Origin of the sequence: Tanticharoenia sakaeratensis NBRC 103193, assembly GCF_000963885.1 — a bacterium.
GTDB classification, from domain to species: domain Bacteria; phylum Pseudomonadota; class Alphaproteobacteria; order Acetobacterales; family Acetobacteraceae; genus Tanticharoenia; species Tanticharoenia sakaeratensis.
Window position 1 is genome coordinate 88,728 of the sequence record NZ_BALE01000048.1, and the last position, 14,975, is coordinate 103,702.

Here is a 14,975-nt window from a genome sequence, read left to right on the forward strand (position 1 = left end):
TCGCCAGCCCGCGATAAGCGGACCAGCGACCCAATAACCAACCACCAAGAGCATCAGCACGTTCTTGGTATGCGGTTCCGGGTCGGAAGTCCACAGAAATCGTAGCTGGCACATAGGAAAAGTGCCATGCCGAGCTTGAAAAAGCGCGGGCGCCCGAGCTGCGTCCGCATGATGGATGATACCCGCACACTGCGCGGCCGAAAGGCGATCGCGGCGGCCCTTGGCTTGCCTGTCGATGGCTCCGGCTGGCGCCTGGGCGAGCGTCGGGTGCGTTACCTGGAGGACCGGCACGGTCTGCCCGTCTGCCGTGACGCCCGTACGGTCTGCCTGTCGATGCCTGCCCTTCTGCAATGGCAGAGCGCGCAGGAGGCCGCACGATGATCCCCCTGCACAATCCAATCTACACTGGCCAGGTGAACGGCCGCGCTGTGCGGTTCTTCCGTGCGCCTAACGGTGTCGTGGCATTGCCGTGGCATTCGGTCGCCGATCTGGTCAGCGCTGCCGGCCTGCCGTTGGACGCTCAACGCGTGTTCATCGACGCGACGCGCTCTGGCCCGTTTCAGGATGCCGTGCGCACCGTCAACACCGACGCCGGCAAGTGCCTGATCGCCCCGCACTTTGTGGCACAGGGCACGATCGGCGCATTCAAGAAGACCGGATTCCTTCCGGATAATGATGAATTCGACACGGCTTTTTGCCTCGCCGGTTGTGAAGCCGCGAATGTGCTGCACGAGGGCTTGAGCCCGGCAGAGCGCATGCGGGCCGTCATCCAGATGGGGCGCAATCATCTTGGCCTGGAGGATGAGGAATGACTCCGGACCCGACCAAGCTGGATCTGCTCGAGACAGGTTTTGCGACCTTGGCTCGCTACGTGCGCTCGAAAGAGCCGAACCTTCCGTTACGCGAAGTCACCCTGTCGGTGATTTTGTCTCAGACTGCCTTCGTTCTTGCCGTGGCCGAAGCAGAGGGATTTTCACGCGAAATCGACTCTCTGATCGAGCATGGACGCGCGACGCGAGGTGCGGCATGAGCGCCGGTCCGGAAACAGCAGGTCTGCAGCGCGCCGCCGAGATCTGCGATCAGTTTGAGAGCGAGAATTTCGCGGTCTCACTCGATTTTCAGAAGTCATCCGTCAGCAATCCGGATTTTCGGGTGCTCGGCGGCGACGGGTCGTGGTCGCTGTCTTTCGCTGACCATGCTCACATCCATTGCTGCAAGGCACACGCAGCGCGGGAGATCGCAGCGTTTATCAGGCGCATGATTGATGAAGGGAGTGAGCATTGAACACCCCCTTCACCATTGACAGCCTGGCATCTGCGCACCGCTGGGTTGCCTGGCAGAACGAAGACGCGCACGGCCGGGTCACGAAAGTGCCCTATTCGCCACTCGGTGGTCGCGCGCATGCTGACAAGCCGCGCACCTGGGGCACGCGGGATGCAGCCGAGATCCAGCTAGGCAAGTTGCCGCGCCCGCACACCCTCGGTGGCCTGGGCATCGAGCTGGGCGCGCACGAGGACGGCATAGCGATCGGCGGCGTAGATCTCGACACCTGCCGCAATCCCGAAACCGGTGAAATCTCTGCCTGGGCTCGGCAAGTGATTGATCTGTTCGATTCCTATTGCGAGGTTTCGCCGTCCGGAACAGGAGCCAAGATCTTCTTTGCCTTCGACCCGGGCGATCTTTCGGCGATCCGGCAGGCGATGGGCGGCAGGGACACCGGTCGTCAGTTCAAGGTGAGTTCGACGGGCAACCACCCGGAAGGGCTCGAAATCTATATCGGCGGTCGCTACTTCGCGGTGACAGGAGACCTGCTACACGGCAGCACGCCGGAAATCCGCCCTGTCAGCGTGGCGACGATCGCAACCCTGGTGCAGCAGATCGGGCCAGCCCTTTCGGCACAGAAGCAGTCCTACACGCTCAAATCGCTCGTGTCGCAGCCAGCCGGCGACGGCAGCCGCAGCGCCATGGCCTTCAAGGTTGCGGCTCAGACGGTGCGCGCCGGTGGGGACTTTGAGGATTTCGTGAGCGGCTTGGATGCAGACCCGAACACAGCCTCGTGGAAGGCCGAGAAAGGGCACGTGAACGGCGATCGGGAATTGCTGCGGACATGGGAGCGCGCCGCCCAGATGGTGGCGGATAGCCCCAAGCGACAGCGTCCACGGCACGACTGGCTGGGCAAGCTCGAACTCGACACCAACTCCGAGCCCCGCGGGAACCTCGCGAATGGCATGATCGCACTGCGCGAGGCGCCGGAGTTGGCACGGCTGTTCGCTTATGACGAAATGCTCGGTGCGCCGATCTTGCAAGCGCCGGTGCCGAGTGGGGTTGTTCAGCACAATGAGCAGGACTTCGCGCCACGCCCGGTGCGAGATGCCGACGTTTCCGCAGTGCAGGAATGGTTGCAACTCAACGGCGTCGGCAAGATCTCCAAGGATACGACGCACCAAGCGGTTGACCTGCGGGCGACAGAACGCGGCTTCCATCCAGTGCGCGGCTGGCTCCAATCCTTGCGATGGGACGGCACGGAGCGGCTTGCAGGCTGGCTGAGCACCTATCTCGGCGCCGAGGACACGCCCTATGCACGGGGCATCGGACGCATGTTCATGATCGCCATGGTAGCGCGCGTCATGCAGCCGGGCTGCAAGGCAGATTATATGATGATCCTGGAAGGCAAACAGGGCCTGCGGAAATCGACCGCCTGCGCGATCCTCGGTGGCGAGTGGTTCAGCGACAACCTTCCGGACATCCGGTCGGCTGGCAAAGATGTGCCGCAGCATATCAACGGCAAATGGCTGATCGAGGTCGCCGAGATGTCGGCGCTCGACAAGTCCGAGGCGGCTGCGCTCAAAGCGTTCATCACCCGAGCGGTTGAGCGGTATCGTCCCAGCTTCGGGCGAAAGGAAATCATCCAGCCCCGCCAGTGCGTGTTCATCGGCACAACGAACAAGGAAGCCTATCTGCGTGACGAGACCGGAGGTCGACGGTTCTGGCCCGTGAAGGTCAACCGCATCGATACGGATGCGCTCAGCCGGGACCGGGCCCAGTTGTTCGCGGAGGCGGTCGCCGCGTTTCAGGCTCGCGAGAAGTGGTGGCCGGACTCGGGATTTGAGGCAGACCACATCGCCCCCCAGCAGGAGGCGCGATACGAGGCGGATGCCTGGGAGGAGGCCGTGTCTGGATATCTTGCGGGGAAGCGTAGGGTGATGCTGCTTGAGGTCGCAAGAGATGGACTGTTCATCGACACGCCTAAGCTGGGAACACACGATCAGCGTCGGATCTCAGCCATCCTGGAGCGGATGGGGTGGCAGAGGGGAGTCAAGACGAACAGCGGAGTCCCATGGTTGCGGGTGAGATAAGACATCTACTTATTATAAATCTCTCAGAATCGCTCATCGCGGAAATCGCGCAACCTCAGTGCCGGCTCGAATAAAACCGAAAGCTTTTTATCGAGAATATCTAAAAGTTCGAAATCCAGTTCGGATGCTTCTTTTGCAAGCTTGGACTGATCGATCGCCGCCTGGTGGCTCAGGATTGCCGGTTCGTAAGCTCGGAGTGATCTAGAAAGTGCAAATGATTTTATAACTTTGTGTCTTATTTCCAGTATCTTATTCGCGCACTCGCGCTCGAAAATAAAGCGCGCTTGTTCACTAGACGCCCTCATTCGTTCAATCTTGACCGGAAATTCTGCGTCTAACTTATCGGAGAAGACCGCATGGGCGATGGCAGCATGAAACGCCTCGTAGACTTCAAAGCGTCTATCAAACAAGTCTGTTACTATTTTTTCTTCAGCTATTGTTTTCTGCCGCTTAGCAATACGTCGTTGTTGATCAGCAATAAACAACGTGCCGCCGCCGACCATAAACGCGACGAACGCGTTCAGAAGTGATTCAGCTTTGATCCCGAAAAAAGTCACAGCGCCCGGCGCGGCCGCGCATGCTGCTTCTGCCAGTGGGTGTGGAGCGATCATCAAATTGCCAACGCTAGGTGACGCAGTGACGCATAGTGACGCACTTTCTTATAGTGGGGGTCTGTCGAAGTCTTACGCTATACCGCTCTATAGGGAAGTGCGTCACCTGCGTCATGTGCGTCACTGTCTGGGAACGCAGAGACACCCTTCCCCTTTCAAAAATCGCCACTGACCCGCGCGAGAACGTTTCGACGGTTATCGAAATGAGAAACGCGAGCCCGCGTGCGCTTTTCTCCTGGGCAGGAACGCAGACCCCACAGCGCCGAGGAACAAACCCGGAAACCCGTTGAATCCCCATCGGGGGCAACGAGCGCCGACTGTTATCCACAGAGTTATGAGGCGAGTTCTCCACGTGAACTGTGGGTAATGTGGCAGTGTCGTGACAGACATTCGCGCGGAGAAACGGCGGAAAATAGCCGTTTATTAAGATTCCGCGAGTCAATACGGAAAATGCGCTTGCGCCAGCCGGGCTGCTGGGCTTTCGCCTGCGCGCGATCCATTCACAGTGTATCCAGCGACTCGCTGATGCTTCTCAGCGTCTCAATAAACCTTGCTCTACTGAGACGTCTCATTGCGTCCGGAAAAGCGCGTTCAAAAGGTTGTCTGTTGACTTTTGAGACGGACGCCGATCATAGTCTAAGACGTTTTGAGACATGAGGCCCGCCATGCGCATCGGATACGCCCGCACCAGCACCATCGAACAGGACGCCGGCCTTAATGGCCAGGTGCGTGAGCTGGACGCGGCAGGGTGCGAGAAGATCTTCCGCGAGAAGGTCAGTGGCACGAAGACCGACCGTCCGCAGCTCCAGGCAGCGCTCGACCATCTGCGTGACGGTGACACGCTGGTCATCACCAAGCCCGACCGTATGGCCCGCTCGACGGCCGATCTGCTGGCCTTCGTGAAGGCCGTGCAGGCCAAAGGCGCATCGCTGGTCATCCTGTCCATGGGTGGCCAGATGCTCGATACCGGCAACCCCACCTCCAAGCTGATGTTGACCATGCTGGCGGCCGTGGCCGAGTTCGAGCGCGACCTGATGCTGGAGCGGCAGCGCGAGGGCATTGCCAAGGCGCAGGCCGAGGGCCGTTACAAGGGCCGGCCGCGCAGTGCGCTGCTCAAGGCGGACCAGGTGCGGGCACTCAAAGCCGAAGGGCTCAGGCCGGCTGAGATCGCCAAGCGCCTCGAGATCTCCCGTGCGTCTGTCTATCGGGCGTTAGAAGCGTAACTCTCTGTCTGTATCGGGTAATCGCCAGACATATCGGACCGCTTTTATCAGTCCGACAATAAAACGAATTGCCAGAAGAAGTGCTCGGGATCGGCTGACCTGCTTGTTATTGTTGCACGATGAAGCACGAGCGAGCCCATGCCGTCCGCACATAACGCACAGACGCCCGAATGCATGTCCATGCGCGAGGCAGCACGCCGCGTTGGGATCAGCGCCGCCACGCTGTGCCGCGTGATTGCGCGTGGCACCGGACCCCGCTCCGTGCAGATCGGCAGGCGCCGTCTGATCCGTGCCGATCACCTTGCAGAATGGCTCGACCAGCGTTCGACGGCGCCGGTCGCATCGGATACCGCATCATGAGTCACACCACAGCCCTCGAGCAGCAGGCCCAGCACTTTGGTCTGCGCGACATGGATCTTCTGAAACTGGCCAAGCCGGGGCTGTCCCCAAAAGACGCCCTGACCGACCTGGTCACACGCTATCCGGGCGCATTCGCCCGTCCCCTGAACGGCATGTCTCGCGAGCAATATGCAGCGGCCCGGAAGCAGTTTCTCGACGGCGCCTATAGCAACGGCCTGAAACGGGTCGAGGCAGCGCACATGGAGAAGCTGGAAGCCAAATACCGGAGTATCCATCGGTGAGTGCCGAGACACACGCGCTACAGCAGCAGGTCCAAGCCGCCTATCAGGCCGCCCGCGCCCGTGAGAATGCGCCCTGGCAAATCCTCGACAGCCGCTGGAACGTTACCCGGCACCGGATCGGCCAGTCTCGGCAGCGGCAATGCCCCGTCAACAGTGCGGAAGATCGCGATGCCGCTGCACGCGAGCAGCAGTGGCTTGAGGACGCTTTGGCAGAGTTCAGGCGCTGGCGCGACATGCCTGCCGATCGGATGGCAGCCGCTGCGCACACAGCCATGACCCCTACACAGGAGCCCGCATCCGCCGATCAGACGGCTCGCGTCCTGTTCGATGGGCTGCATGCGCGGGGTATCCGGATCGAGGTCGGCCACAAGGACCGGATCAGTGTCTGCCCGGCGCGCCTGCTCACCGACGCTGACAAGGCGCAACTGACCACGCTCCGGGTCGAGATCGCGACCATCTGGCGGCAGCGCAACGACGTCTGGACGGTCGGCTGAAAAATGGACGTTTCCCCCCTTTATCCAATCGTCCGGGCGCTCAAATTCGACGTTATCGGGAGCGCCTGAAATGGGTCGCGTCTGCTCCATCTGCACGCATCCCCGGCGCCGCGACATCGACCGTCTGCTGGTCAATCCGACCCTGAGCATGCGGGAGGTCGCACAGGCCATTCCCGGCGTCGGTGAAAAGAGCCTCGAGCGCCATCGCAACAACCATCTGATGCCACGCATCCAGAAAGCCGAGGGCTTGACCCGCGAGGAAGTCGGGGAGGCGGTCGGCCTGGTCGGACAGATGGACGAGCTGCGCGAGCGTGCCATGGAATTGCTCGACAAGGCAGAAGACAGCGGCGACCTGCGCACTGCCATCGCGGCGATCCGCGAGGCCCGAGGCGTGCTGGACAGTCTCGCGCGCCTGTCAGGCGAGGGCAGCAGACCGGGAACGGTCATCAACGTCTTCAATGCGCCCGCCTGGGTGTCCGTGCAGACGAACATCATGGCAGCGCTCATGCCTTTTCCGGATGCGCGGCAGGCTGTCGTGAAGGCGCTGGAAGGCGTCACCAGTGACTGACGCACCCGGGGACATCGCACGGGAACTGCGGCATGCACTGGACCCCGTGGCGTTCTCGGTCGAGCGGTTGGGGTTTGTCCCGGACGCCTGGCAAGCCGATGTCCTGCGCTCGCCCAGTCGGCGCATTCTGCTGAACTGCACCCGGCAGGCGGGCAAGACGAGCACGACAGCCGTTCTGGCACTGCACACGGCCATTTATCAGCCGCGCGCCCTCATTCTCCTGTTCTCGAAGGCGCAGCGGCAGAGTTCCGAGCTTCTGGCGAAGATCCACGGGCACATCAACACGATGCAGCAGCCTCCAAACCTTGTGAAAGAGGCAGCCACCGAGTTGAAGTTGCTGAACGGCTCGCGCATCGTGTCCCTGCCGGGCGACGGCGACAGCATCCGAGGCTATTCCGCTCCCAGCCTGATTGTCGAGGACGAGGCAGCCTTCGTCAGTGACGAGCTGTACGAAGCATTTTTGCCGATGCTGGCCACCAGCAACGGGCGTCTGGTCCTGATGAGCACGCCGAACGGCAAGCGTGGTCACTTCTATCATGCCTGGGCTGGACTTTCGTCAAAATGGCAGCGCGAGAGCGTCACCGCAGATCAGGTCAGCCGGATCAGCGCCGACTACATCGACGAGATGCGGTCGGAATACGGACCGTGGAAATTCCGGCAGGAATTCTACTGCAAATTTGTCGAGGCCGACGATCAGTTTTTCTCCGATGCGGCAATCGAGCGGGCGTTTTCCCGCGATGTTCCGCTCCTGCAACTCGCTTTTTGAGGACGCCCCCTCATCATGGGCTTTTGGAACACGACACATGCTCAAGGTTCGGAATGGGCCGAGGATCGCTCGGAAATCACAGCCGGACGCCTGACCGGGTATGTCGTCGGCCTCGACCTCGGCAAAAGCCAGGATTTCACGGCACTGTGCGTTGCCGAGATCTGGGCATGTGAACGTCTTCGCTGGCAGCGGGCGAAGTTCGAGGCTCTGGCGCAGGTCACGCGGCGTATTCCAACGCACCGCTACCGCGTCGTGAACGTGCATCGTTACCCACGGGGCACGCCTTATCCCGAAATCGGACGATCGGTGCAGAAAGTCATCCACCAGTTGCCGACGCAGGAAGATGACGCGGCCCTGTTCGTCGACAAGACCGGCGTGGGCGCGCCCGTGGTCGATGCCATGCGGGAGGCTGGGCTGCGGCTGACCGGGGTCAGCATCACGGGCGGGAGCCGCGTAAACCGTATCTCAGGCCAGGATGTGAACGTGCCGAAGTCGGTGCTGGCGTCCGCGCTCGACATTGCGTTGGCTGAGGATCGTCTGGAGTTGACCAGTCAGGCTGACGCATCAAACGCCCTTCGGGCCGAGTTGCAGGGCTTCCGCGTGAAGAAGACGGTCCACGGAAACGAGACCATGGAAGCGTGGCGCGAAGGTCTGCACGACGATCTGGTGCTCGCAACGGCACTCGCTATCTGGGGCGCTGACAACCGACCGCAGCCTGCACGCTACACCACTGCATATGCCGGGTTCATGGGACGATGACGATGATCTGTCTTGTACCCTGGTCAACCCCGTACTACCGTCGCGCCATGCGCAAGCCTGCTGCCCTCTGCCTCGCCCTGCTGTCCCTCTCCGGTTGCGTCGCGTGGAGCGGTCGCATGCCTGGTACGACCGACGCCCACTGCATGCGCATGATGATGCGGCACGGCGCGGGCAACGCCGGCCCGCTCGACTTCACCGGTGCCGCAAGCCGCTGTGTGCAGTTCGCCCACCCTGTCACCGAGGGTGATAATCCCCCCTATGCGCCGCTTGACCTGCGAGATGACCCGGCCTTGCAGGCCATGGCCGAGAACCCGGCCGTCAACGATGCCGGATATCCGTTCATCCCCCGCAATTCCACGACCCCGCGTGTCGGCGCGCGCTGGCAGATCGTTCACTGAGAGGCAGCATGTCCGGAACTCTAAACTTCTCGGCGGCCGTGGGCGCGATTGCCAATATCAGCGCAAGTGATCCCGTCATCGTTGGCACCGTGTCTCTGACGGGCATGGAGGTGCCTTCGGAACTGACGGTCGGCGGCCAGCAGAAGCTTGTTATCCACAGGCTCCCGGGTGGCGAGGAACTGATCGATGTCGCAGGCAACGACCCTGATCGGCTGGAACTGCATGGCTATTTCGTCGGCCCCTATGCCTACGCCCGCGCCCAGGAATTGGAAGGCATCCGCAAGCAGGGCCTTCCTGTTACGTTCTCGGTCGCCGGGCTGTCGTGGCGCGTGTTCGTCGCGGCCTACCAGTATACCTACCAGTCCAAGGGCGCGGTGATCCCGTACCGGTTGACACTCGAACGGCAGGAAACGGCACGCAACAAGGTGCCAGCCACAACGAAGGAGCAGTCACAATCAGTCGGCAACGACATCGGGACTGCCCTCACCTCGCTCGCCGGAGCGGTGGGCAATATCTCGCAGACGGCAAGCGACTTCACCGGGCAGGCGCAGACGGTCATCGGGCAGGTGACGCCGATTGCTAACCTGGTCGGAGCGGGATCAGTCGTGGCGAAAGCTCAGAATGCCCTGGAACAGGCGCAAGCCGTCACGACGGCAGGCACAGACCTCGGCTCCGCTCCGGCTGGGCTCGCAACCTTGCAAGACAACCTGAGCGCGGCCGGTGACAGCCTGACGACGGCAATCCAGGCAACGGGCCAGAACCTCGAGAACATCCAGTTCGACGGTTCGGCGGCTAGTTTACTGGCCATGGCGCAGAACGCGCAGATCCAGTCAGCGGCGGCCGATGCCGGCGCTCTCGTCAACCGGGCGAACCGTAATGCAACGACGGCAGGAGGGGGCACGCAGACCGACCCGCTGGTGCATTCATGATCGGACCTGCAGACCGTAGGATTTACACTGACCCCACCGAATGGGGCGAGCAGATCGGAAGGGACTTTGCCCACCTGGAGAGCGGCCAGATGCAGGCGGACCTTGAAGGTCTGGTGTCCTTCAACCGCGCTCGCCTTCAGGGGATCGGGGCATATCCGGCTGACATCGAGCGGTTCCTCGACGTGATGTCCAAATCAGCAACAGCGTTTTATGCGGTCTATCGTGCCCCGCCCGAAACGCCCCCCTGCGATCCTCAACCCTGAGATAATGGATTTGCCTGCCGAGCTGCCGAATAGCACGCCGCATACAGAGGCTCTGAAAAGCTAGTAAGTGTCTCTTACAGCGTCCCTACGGCCCCGGCTAGATCGGTCGTCAAGAGGGGCGCAGTGGCGGGCGGACTTTGCCGCCAGAGCGCTAAGTCTCTGTTATTACACTGATTTTTTGAGAAAAATGGTGCCCAAGGGCGGAATCGAACCACCGACACTGCGATTTTCAGTCGCATGCTCTACCAACTGAGCTACTTGGGCACCGGGCGCTGTGCGGCGCTGGGTGGGATTAGCCCACGTCGTTGTCGGGATCAAGCCGGGCAGGTGCGGATTTTTGCATCGCCTCGGCAATATCGTCCGGACGGGTCGCCGGCACGCGGTAGGAACCGCCGAACCAGCGGCCCAGATCGACATCGGCGCAGCGCTGGGAGCAGAAGGGACGGAATGCAGGATCGGTGGGGCGCTTGCAGATCGGGCAGCGTGCCTGGCTCATGGCGCGAAACTCCATCGGGACATCGAACAATCTGGATCGGGCAGCAGACGCAAGGGTGCGCCATACTCCGTGGCGAAGGCCGCGAGCGTATCGGGATCGGCCTCGAGTGCCCGGACCACCGATGGCGCTGCCCGGAATGTGGGCGCTCCCGTGCCGTTTCTGGCAGTGTGCTCGCGCAGTATGCGGCGCAGGGCATCCAGACCGATACCATGTGGGCTGTGTAGCATCTCATGCAACGGCGGCCGCACGCGCGGGCGCACGATTTCCAGCAGGCCGAGCGCGGTCGCACCGAGGCATTCCGGGGACAGTGGATCGTCCGCAAGGGCCGCGCGCATCGGCGTTGCCAGCGCCTGCCGCTTGCGCGTGCCAAGCCCCGCCGGATCGATCAGGATTGCGCCCGAGAGGTTGCGCAGGCGGATCTGGGCCGCAAGCACGGGCAGCGCTGCCGCATTGGCCGCGAACTGGGCCTGCGCGCCGCCCCGGCCGGTATCGTCCGACCAGTCGAGATCGATCGCGACCAGCGCCTTCGTCGGCTCGATCGTCGCGCGCACGCCGCCCGGGAGCATGACGTCCGGTGCGCCGAGCGCCTCGACCTCGGCATCGGTCGCGGCATCGAACGCCGCGGCACTGCGCACGATGCGAGGCCGCAAGACACGCGGCAGGGTCGCGATCACGGCGGCAGCGTCGACGACGATCTCCGCATCCGGATACTGTTCGGCAAGTCGTTCCAGCGGCGACGGGCCACGCCGCAACAACGCCAATGCGTCGCCCGGCGGCTCGTCCAGGCGCATCAGACGCACGCCCTTGCCGCCCTGTGCCGCGCGGCTCACACGCACGACCACGCGCATGCCCTCGGTCAGCATTTCCCTGGTTGGCAGGAAACCGGATCGCTCGCCCGGAAGCGTGACGAACGCGCCGCCCATCGCGGGCGCGCAGGTCTGCACGACGCCGGAAAACACGTCGCCGATCCCGTCCGGCGCGCCCGGGCGCCAGATGACGTAGTCCGCAAGCGCCGCATCACGTTCGACTGCGATGCGCACCTCGCCGGGGCTGCACGCGGCGAGGATCCGCATCAGACCAGGAACTGGCCCGGCTGGCCGCGCAGCAGCTGCGCCGTTTCGAACAGGGGCAGGCCCATGACAGCCGAGTGGCTGCCGCCGAGATAGCGTATATGGGCGGCTGCGGCGCCCTGGATGGCATAGCCGCCAGCCTTGCCCGACCAGTCGCCGTTTTCGATCAGGGCTGCGATCTGCGCATCCGTCAGGCGATGGAACGTCACGGCACTTTCCACGACGCGGCTCGCCTTGCGGCCTTCGGGAAAGGCCGCACTCGGGCACAGCGCGATAGCCGTGACGACGGTATGCCGCCGCCCCGACATCAGGGACAGGCAGGCCCGCGCGCTGTCGGCGTCGGTCGCCTTGGGCAGCATCCGGCGCCCGACGGTCACGATCGTATCGGCGGCCAGCACGAGGGCCGGCTCGTCGGTCCGCTCGGCGACCGCGCGTGCCTTCTCCGTCGCCAGACGCAGGGCGCAGGGGCGCGCCAGCTCGCCGGGGCGTGCACGTTCATCGATATCGGGGTGGGCGATCCTGTCCGGCACCAGACCGATCTGGGCGAGCAGTTCGGAACGCCGGGGCGATGCGGAGGCGAGGATCAGCGCCGGGCGGCGCATCGACTCTGCGACCTTACTTGAAGCGGAAGGTGATGCGACCCTTCGACAGGTCATAAGGCGTCATCTCGACGTTGACGCGGTCGCCGGCCAGCACGCGGATGCGGTTCTTGCGCATCTTGCCGCTGGTGTGGGCCAGGATCGTGTGCTCGTTGTCGAGGGTCACGCGAAACATCGCGTTGGGCAGCAGTTCCGTGACGGTGCCGCTGAATTCGATCATGTCTTCTTTAGACATTGTGTCCTTCGTGTGGGGCTATGAGTTCGGGCGCGGAAAGTGAAGCGCATGCGCGGACTGCCTGCCCCGGGGCCGGACGCGCGGATAATCTGAAAGCGAGAGGGCGGTTATGTGCGGACTGCGCGGCAGTTCGTCAAGCTTTACCGCAGAAAGCCGCGCGAGTTCCCTTCGTATCGTCGCGATCAGCCGCCGTTCCAGCCGAGCGCATCGAGCCGGGCCGACAGGCTGAGCGCATGGGCATCCAGCCCCTCCGCCCGCGCTAGCGCGACACCGGCGGGACCGACGCGCAGCAGCGCATCCTCGCTGGCGGCGATCGTCGTCGTGCGCTTGAGGAAGTCGAACACCGAAAGCCCGGAGGCGAACCGCGCCGTCCGGCTGGTCGGCAGGACATGGTTCGGACCGCCGACATAATCGCCGACCGCTTCGGGGCAGAACCGCCCCATGAAGATCGCGCCGGCATGATGCACGGTTGCCGCGAAGCCTTCCGGATCGGCCGTCATGACCTGAAGATGCTCCGGCGCCAGACGATCGACGATCGAGGCCGCCTGCCCCCAGTCCGACACGATCACGACCGCGCCATGATCCGCCCAGGACCGCCCGGCGATGGCCGCGCGTGGCAGGGTCTTGAGCACGTCGTCCACGGCGGCGGCCACCGCGTCACCGAACGCCGCATCGTCCGTGATGAGAACGGCCTGCGCCAGTTCGTCATGCTCGGCCTGGGCCAGCAGGTCGAGCGCCGTGAAATACGGATCGTTGCTGCCGTCCGCGACCACCACGACTTCCGAGGGTCCCGCGATACTGTCGATGCCGACATGGCCGAAGACCTGACGCTTGGCCTCGGCGACATAGGCGTTCCCCGGCCCCACGATCCGGTCCACGCCCGCGATCGTCGCCGTTCCGTAGGCCAGGGCGCCCACGGCCTGCGCGCCGCCGACCCGATAGATTTCGTCGACGCCTGCCACCCTTGCCGCAGCCAGAACCAGCGGGTTCAGCACGCCGCCCGGCGTCGGCACGCACATGGCGATCCGCGCAACGCCTGCGACCTTCGCCGGAAGCGCGTTCATCAGCACGGACGAGGGGTAGGCCGCCTTGCCGCCCGGCACATACAGGCCGACCGAGTCCAGGGCGGTCCAGCGCATGCCGAGCGTCAGACCGGCCTCGTCGGTGTATTTCAGGTCGGACGGCAGCTGCGCGCGGTGAAACGCCTCGATCCGCGCGGCCGCGAGCTTCAGCGCATCCAGCAGCTCGGGCGTCGTGCTTTCATAGGCCTGCGTGATCTCATCGGGCGTCACACGCAGGGCGTCGGGCGTGAGTGCCAGGCGGTCGAACCGCTCGGTATAGCGGCACAAGGCCGTATCGCCTTCCGCGCGGACAGCCGCGAGAATCTCGCGGACAGGCGCCCCGACCCCGGTCTCATCCGGTGCGCGGGCGTCGAGCAGGGCGGCGAAGCCCGCCTCGAAATCCGCGGCGCGGGCGTCGAGCCGCCTCATGACAGCCCCCCCTCGGCGCGCACCGCGTCACGGGAGCCCGCGCTTACCGCATCGCGGAACCGGGCGATCAGGGCGCCGATCTCTTCCGGCCGGGTCTTGAGCGCGACCCGGTTGACGATCAGGCGCGACGTCACCTGCGCGATGACTTCGGTCTCGCGCAGGCCGTTGGCCTTCAGCGTCGATCCGGTATCGACCAGATCGACGATCACCTGCGCCAGATCCAGATTGGGGGCCAGTTCCATCGCGCCATTGAGATGCACGATGTCGGCGTTGATCCCGCGCGAGGCGAAATGACGGCGCGCGATGTTGGGATACTTGGTCGCAACGCGGATGCGCGAGGCGCGCGCGGTCATGTCATCCTCCTCCGCGTCCGAGATGCCGTGCGGACGCGCGACCGAGACGCGGCAGCCGCCGATGCCCAGATCCAGCGGCGCATAGATGTCCGGATAATCGAATTCCATCAGCACGTCCGCGCCACAGACACCGATCTGCGCACCGCCATAGGCCACGAACGTCGCCACATCGAAGGAGCGCACACGCACGACGTCGATACCCGGATGCGCCGTCGGAAAGCGCAGCTTGCGGCTGCTCTCGTCCAGACAATCCGCGCTCGGCGACAGTCCGGTATGCTTCAGGACAGGCGCCAGCGCCTTGAGAATGCGGCCTTTCGGCAGCGCCAGCACCAGCGGCGCGTCGCTCACGTTTTCGTCCGTCGGGCTCGGTCGGGTCGCACTGTGCGTCAGGATATCGGTCATCGTTCTTCCTCGGGCGGCCGACGCCATACCATGCAAACCCCGCCTCCGAACAGGCGGCACCGGCCCGATGCGGCCCTGACAGTCATGCATGGCGGCCCGCGGCATCTCGGACAGGGGGACAATCACAGGTCATCGCGCGTCCGGCACCACGATGTGCGGTGCCGTACAGGGCCGCACTCTGTCGTGTCCTGCATGCCGACGGGCCCGTCGTTGCCCGTGCACCAAACGAGGGCTGTCTGCGTTGTCATCCGCAGACCGCACGATCCAGCCGGCCCGCTTCGTCAAAGATCCGGGCCCGGGTTGCCGGCGCGGTCGAAATCCA

At 63.8% G+C, this 14,975-nt stretch carries 22 protein-coding genes and 1 tRNA gene; 15 read left to right on the top strand and 8 right to left on the bottom strand.

The features are described 5' to 3' along the window. Positions 1-168 precede the first annotated feature (168 nt). From B8446_RS13935 to B8446_RS13955, 5 genes are read left to right on the top strand one after another with little or no spacing between them, the layout of a single operon-like run. Positions 169-381, top strand: coding sequence for a DNA-binding protein (locus B8446_RS13935; RefSeq protein WP_148506017.1), 213 nt, complete (start codon positions 169-171; stop codon positions 379-381). Continuing rightward, positions 378-812, top strand: coding sequence for a hypothetical protein (locus B8446_RS13940; protein ID WP_048850617.1), 435 nt, complete (start codon positions 378-380; stop codon positions 810-812). The genes B8446_RS13935 and B8446_RS13940 overlap by 4 nt, the downstream gene beginning before the upstream one ends. Then, positions 809-1,030: a hypothetical protein gene (locus tag B8446_RS13945; protein ID WP_048850619.1), complete on the top strand. Its 222-nt coding sequence runs from the start codon at positions 809-811 to the stop codon at positions 1,028-1,030. The genes B8446_RS13940 and B8446_RS13945 overlap by 4 nt, the downstream gene beginning before the upstream one ends. Next, positions 1,027-1,284 carry a hypothetical protein gene (locus tag B8446_RS13950; RefSeq protein WP_048850621.1) on the top strand — a complete coding sequence of 86 codons (258 nt, stop codon included), beginning with the start codon at positions 1,027-1,029 and terminating at the stop codon, positions 1,282-1,284. Before B8446_RS13945 ends, B8446_RS13950 begins: the two co-directional genes overlap by 4 nt. Beyond that, a complete protein-coding gene (locus B8446_RS13955; RefSeq protein ID WP_199484125.1) occupies positions 1,281-3,356 on the top strand; it encodes a VapE domain-containing protein in 2,076 nt (691 codons plus the stop codon). The genes B8446_RS13950 and B8446_RS13955 overlap by 4 nt, the downstream gene beginning before the upstream one ends. Before the next feature lie 23 nt (positions 3,357-3,379). Here B8446_RS13955 and B8446_RS13960 read toward each other — a convergent pair whose 3' ends face one another. Next, positions 3,380-3,967, bottom strand: a complete 588-nt coding sequence (locus B8446_RS13960; RefSeq protein ID WP_148506018.1) for a hypothetical protein — start codon at positions 3,965-3,967, stop codon at positions 3,380-3,382. Positions 3,968-4,632: 665 nt separating this feature from the next. On the opposite strand from B8446_RS13960, the gene B8446_RS13965 reads away from it, so the two are divergent. From B8446_RS13965 to B8446_RS16135, 10 genes are all read left to right on the top strand, one after another. Next, on the top strand, positions 4,633-5,190 hold the full coding sequence (locus tag B8446_RS13965) for a recombinase family protein (RefSeq protein WP_048850626.1): 558 nt from the start codon (positions 4,633-4,635) through the stop codon (positions 5,188-5,190). 138 nt (positions 5,191-5,328) lie between these two features. Continuing rightward, complete coding sequence (locus B8446_RS13970; protein ID WP_048850628.1) at positions 5,329-5,550, top strand: helix-turn-helix transcriptional regulator; 222 nt, start codon at positions 5,329-5,331, stop codon at positions 5,548-5,550. After that, positions 5,547-5,831, top strand: a complete 285-nt coding sequence (locus B8446_RS13975; RefSeq protein WP_048850631.1) for a hypothetical protein — start codon at positions 5,547-5,549, stop codon at positions 5,829-5,831. Before B8446_RS13970 ends, B8446_RS13975 begins: the two co-directional genes overlap by 4 nt. Then, a complete protein-coding gene (locus B8446_RS13980) occupies positions 5,828-6,325 on the top strand; it encodes a hypothetical protein (RefSeq protein WP_048850633.1) in 498 nt (165 codons plus the stop codon). The genes B8446_RS13975 and B8446_RS13980 overlap by 4 nt, the downstream gene beginning before the upstream one ends. 70 nt (positions 6,326-6,395) lie before the next feature. Continuing rightward, on the top strand, positions 6,396-6,893 hold the full coding sequence (locus B8446_RS13985) for a hypothetical protein (protein WP_148506019.1): 498 nt from the start codon (positions 6,396-6,398) through the stop codon (positions 6,891-6,893). Further along, complete coding sequence (locus B8446_RS13990) at positions 6,886-7,659, top strand: terminase large subunit domain-containing protein (RefSeq protein WP_048850638.1); 774 nt, start codon at positions 6,886-6,888, stop codon at positions 7,657-7,659. Before B8446_RS13985 ends, B8446_RS13990 begins: the two co-directional genes overlap by 8 nt. A gap of 15 nt (positions 7,660-7,674) precedes the next feature. Beyond that, on the top strand, positions 7,675-8,418 hold the full coding sequence (locus B8446_RS13995; protein WP_048850639.1) for a hypothetical protein: 744 nt from the start codon (positions 7,675-7,677) through the stop codon (positions 8,416-8,418). Further along, on the top strand, positions 8,415-8,816 hold the full coding sequence (locus B8446_RS14000) for a hypothetical protein (RefSeq protein ID WP_148506020.1): 402 nt from the start codon (positions 8,415-8,417) through the stop codon (positions 8,814-8,816). The genes B8446_RS13995 and B8446_RS14000 overlap by 4 nt, the downstream gene beginning before the upstream one ends. A 38-nt stretch (positions 8,817-8,854) precedes the next feature. After that, positions 8,855-9,745, top strand: a complete 891-nt coding sequence (locus tag B8446_RS14005) for a hypothetical protein (RefSeq protein ID WP_148506021.1) — start codon at positions 8,855-8,857, stop codon at positions 9,743-9,745. After that, complete coding sequence (locus tag B8446_RS16135) at positions 9,742-10,008, top strand: hypothetical protein (RefSeq protein ID WP_148506022.1); 267 nt, start codon at positions 9,742-9,744, stop codon at positions 10,006-10,008. The genes B8446_RS14005 and B8446_RS16135 overlap by 4 nt, the downstream gene beginning before the upstream one ends. A gap of 188 nt (positions 10,009-10,196) precedes the next feature. On the opposite strand, the gene B8446_RS14010 is transcribed toward B8446_RS16135, so the two are convergent. The 7 genes from B8446_RS14010 to hisG all read right to left on the bottom strand — a co-directional run bounded on the left by B8446_RS14010 (position 10,197) and on the right by hisG (position 14,653). After that, a tRNA-Phe gene (locus B8446_RS14010) sits at positions 10,197-10,272 on the bottom strand. Between the two features lie 28 nt (positions 10,273-10,300). After that, positions 10,301-10,504: a DNA gyrase inhibitor YacG gene (locus B8446_RS14015; RefSeq protein ID WP_048850646.1), complete on the bottom strand. Its 204-nt coding sequence runs from the start codon at positions 10,502-10,504 to the stop codon at positions 10,301-10,303. Then, positions 10,501-11,577: a ribonuclease E/G gene (locus tag B8446_RS14020; protein ID WP_048850647.1), complete on the bottom strand. Its 1,077-nt coding sequence runs from the start codon at positions 11,575-11,577 to the stop codon at positions 10,501-10,503. Before B8446_RS14020 ends, B8446_RS14015 begins: the two co-directional genes overlap by 4 nt. Next, complete coding sequence (locus B8446_RS14025) at positions 11,577-12,176, bottom strand: Maf family protein (RefSeq protein ID WP_241767795.1); 600 nt, start codon at positions 12,174-12,176, stop codon at positions 11,577-11,579. The genes B8446_RS14020 and B8446_RS14025 overlap by 1 nt, the downstream gene beginning before the upstream one ends. A gap of 13 nt (positions 12,177-12,189) precedes the next feature. Continuing rightward, on the bottom strand, positions 12,190-12,408 hold the full coding sequence (gene infA, locus B8446_RS14030; protein ID WP_023979930.1) for a translation initiation factor IF-1: 219 nt from the start codon (positions 12,406-12,408) through the stop codon (positions 12,190-12,192). A gap of 182 nt (positions 12,409-12,590) precedes the next feature. Then, entirely contained in the window at positions 12,591-13,898 is a 1,308-nt protein-coding gene (gene hisD / locus B8446_RS14035) for a histidinol dehydrogenase (RefSeq protein WP_048850652.1), read from the bottom strand. Then, positions 13,895-14,653 carry an ATP phosphoribosyltransferase gene (gene hisG, locus B8446_RS14040; RefSeq protein WP_084712356.1) on the bottom strand — a complete coding sequence of 253 codons (759 nt, stop codon included), beginning with the start codon at positions 14,651-14,653 and terminating at the stop codon, positions 13,895-13,897. The genes hisD and hisG overlap by 4 nt, the downstream gene beginning before the upstream one ends. Positions 14,654-14,975 lie beyond the last annotated feature (322 nt).

Excerpts from the sequence above, each read along its gene's own strand:
- B8446_RS16135 (WP_148506022.1), top strand. The coding sequence starts at position 9,742 with ATGATCGGACCTGCAGACCGTAGGATTTACACTGACCCCACCGAATGG.
- B8446_RS13995 (WP_048850639.1), top strand. The coding sequence starts at position 7,675 with ATGGGCTTTTGGAACACGACACATGCTCAAGGTTCGGAATGGGCCGAG.
- B8446_RS13985 (WP_148506019.1), top strand. The coding sequence starts at position 6,396 with ATGGGTCGCGTCTGCTCCATCTGCACGCATCCCCGGCGCCGCGACATC.
- hisG (WP_084712356.1), bottom strand. The coding sequence starts at position 14,653 with ATGACCGATATCCTGACGCACAGTGCGACCCGACCGAGCCCGACGGAC.
- B8446_RS14020 (WP_048850647.1), bottom strand. The coding sequence starts at position 11,577 with ATGCGGATCCTCGCCGCGTGCAGCCCCGGCGAGGTGCGCATCGCAGTC.
- B8446_RS14025 (WP_241767795.1), bottom strand. The coding sequence starts at position 12,176 with ATGCGCCGCCCGGCGCTGATCCTCGCCTCCGCATCGCCCCGGCGTTCC.
- B8446_RS14015 (WP_048850646.1), bottom strand. The coding sequence starts at position 10,504 with ATGAGCCAGGCACGCTGCCCGATCTGCAAGCGCCCCACCGATCCTGCA.
- infA (WP_023979930.1), bottom strand. The coding sequence starts at position 12,408 with ATGTCTAAAGAAGACATGATCGAATTCAGCGGCACCGTCACGGAACTG.
- B8446_RS13935 (WP_148506017.1), top strand. The coding sequence starts at position 169 with ATGATGGATGATACCCGCACACTGCGCGGCCGAAAGGCGATCGCGGCG.
- B8446_RS13960 (WP_148506018.1), bottom strand. The coding sequence starts at position 3,967 with ATGATCGCTCCACACCCACTGGCAGAAGCAGCATGCGCGGCCGCGCCG.
- hisD (WP_048850652.1), bottom strand. The coding sequence starts at position 13,898 with ATGAGGCGGCTCGACGCCCGCGCCGCGGATTTCGAGGCGGGCTTCGCC.
- B8446_RS14000 (WP_148506020.1), top strand. The coding sequence starts at position 8,415 with ATGACGATGATCTGTCTTGTACCCTGGTCAACCCCGTACTACCGTCGC.
- B8446_RS13940 (WP_048850617.1), top strand. The coding sequence starts at position 378 with ATGATCCCCCTGCACAATCCAATCTACACTGGCCAGGTGAACGGCCGC.
- B8446_RS13945 (WP_048850619.1), top strand. The coding sequence starts at position 809 with ATGACTCCGGACCCGACCAAGCTGGATCTGCTCGAGACAGGTTTTGCG.
- B8446_RS13975 (WP_048850631.1), top strand. The coding sequence starts at position 5,547 with ATGAGTCACACCACAGCCCTCGAGCAGCAGGCCCAGCACTTTGGTCTG.
- B8446_RS13950 (WP_048850621.1), top strand. The coding sequence starts at position 1,027 with ATGAGCGCCGGTCCGGAAACAGCAGGTCTGCAGCGCGCCGCCGAGATC.
- B8446_RS13970 (WP_048850628.1), top strand. The coding sequence starts at position 5,329 with ATGCCGTCCGCACATAACGCACAGACGCCCGAATGCATGTCCATGCGC.
- B8446_RS13965 (WP_048850626.1), top strand. The coding sequence starts at position 4,633 with ATGCGCATCGGATACGCCCGCACCAGCACCATCGAACAGGACGCCGGC.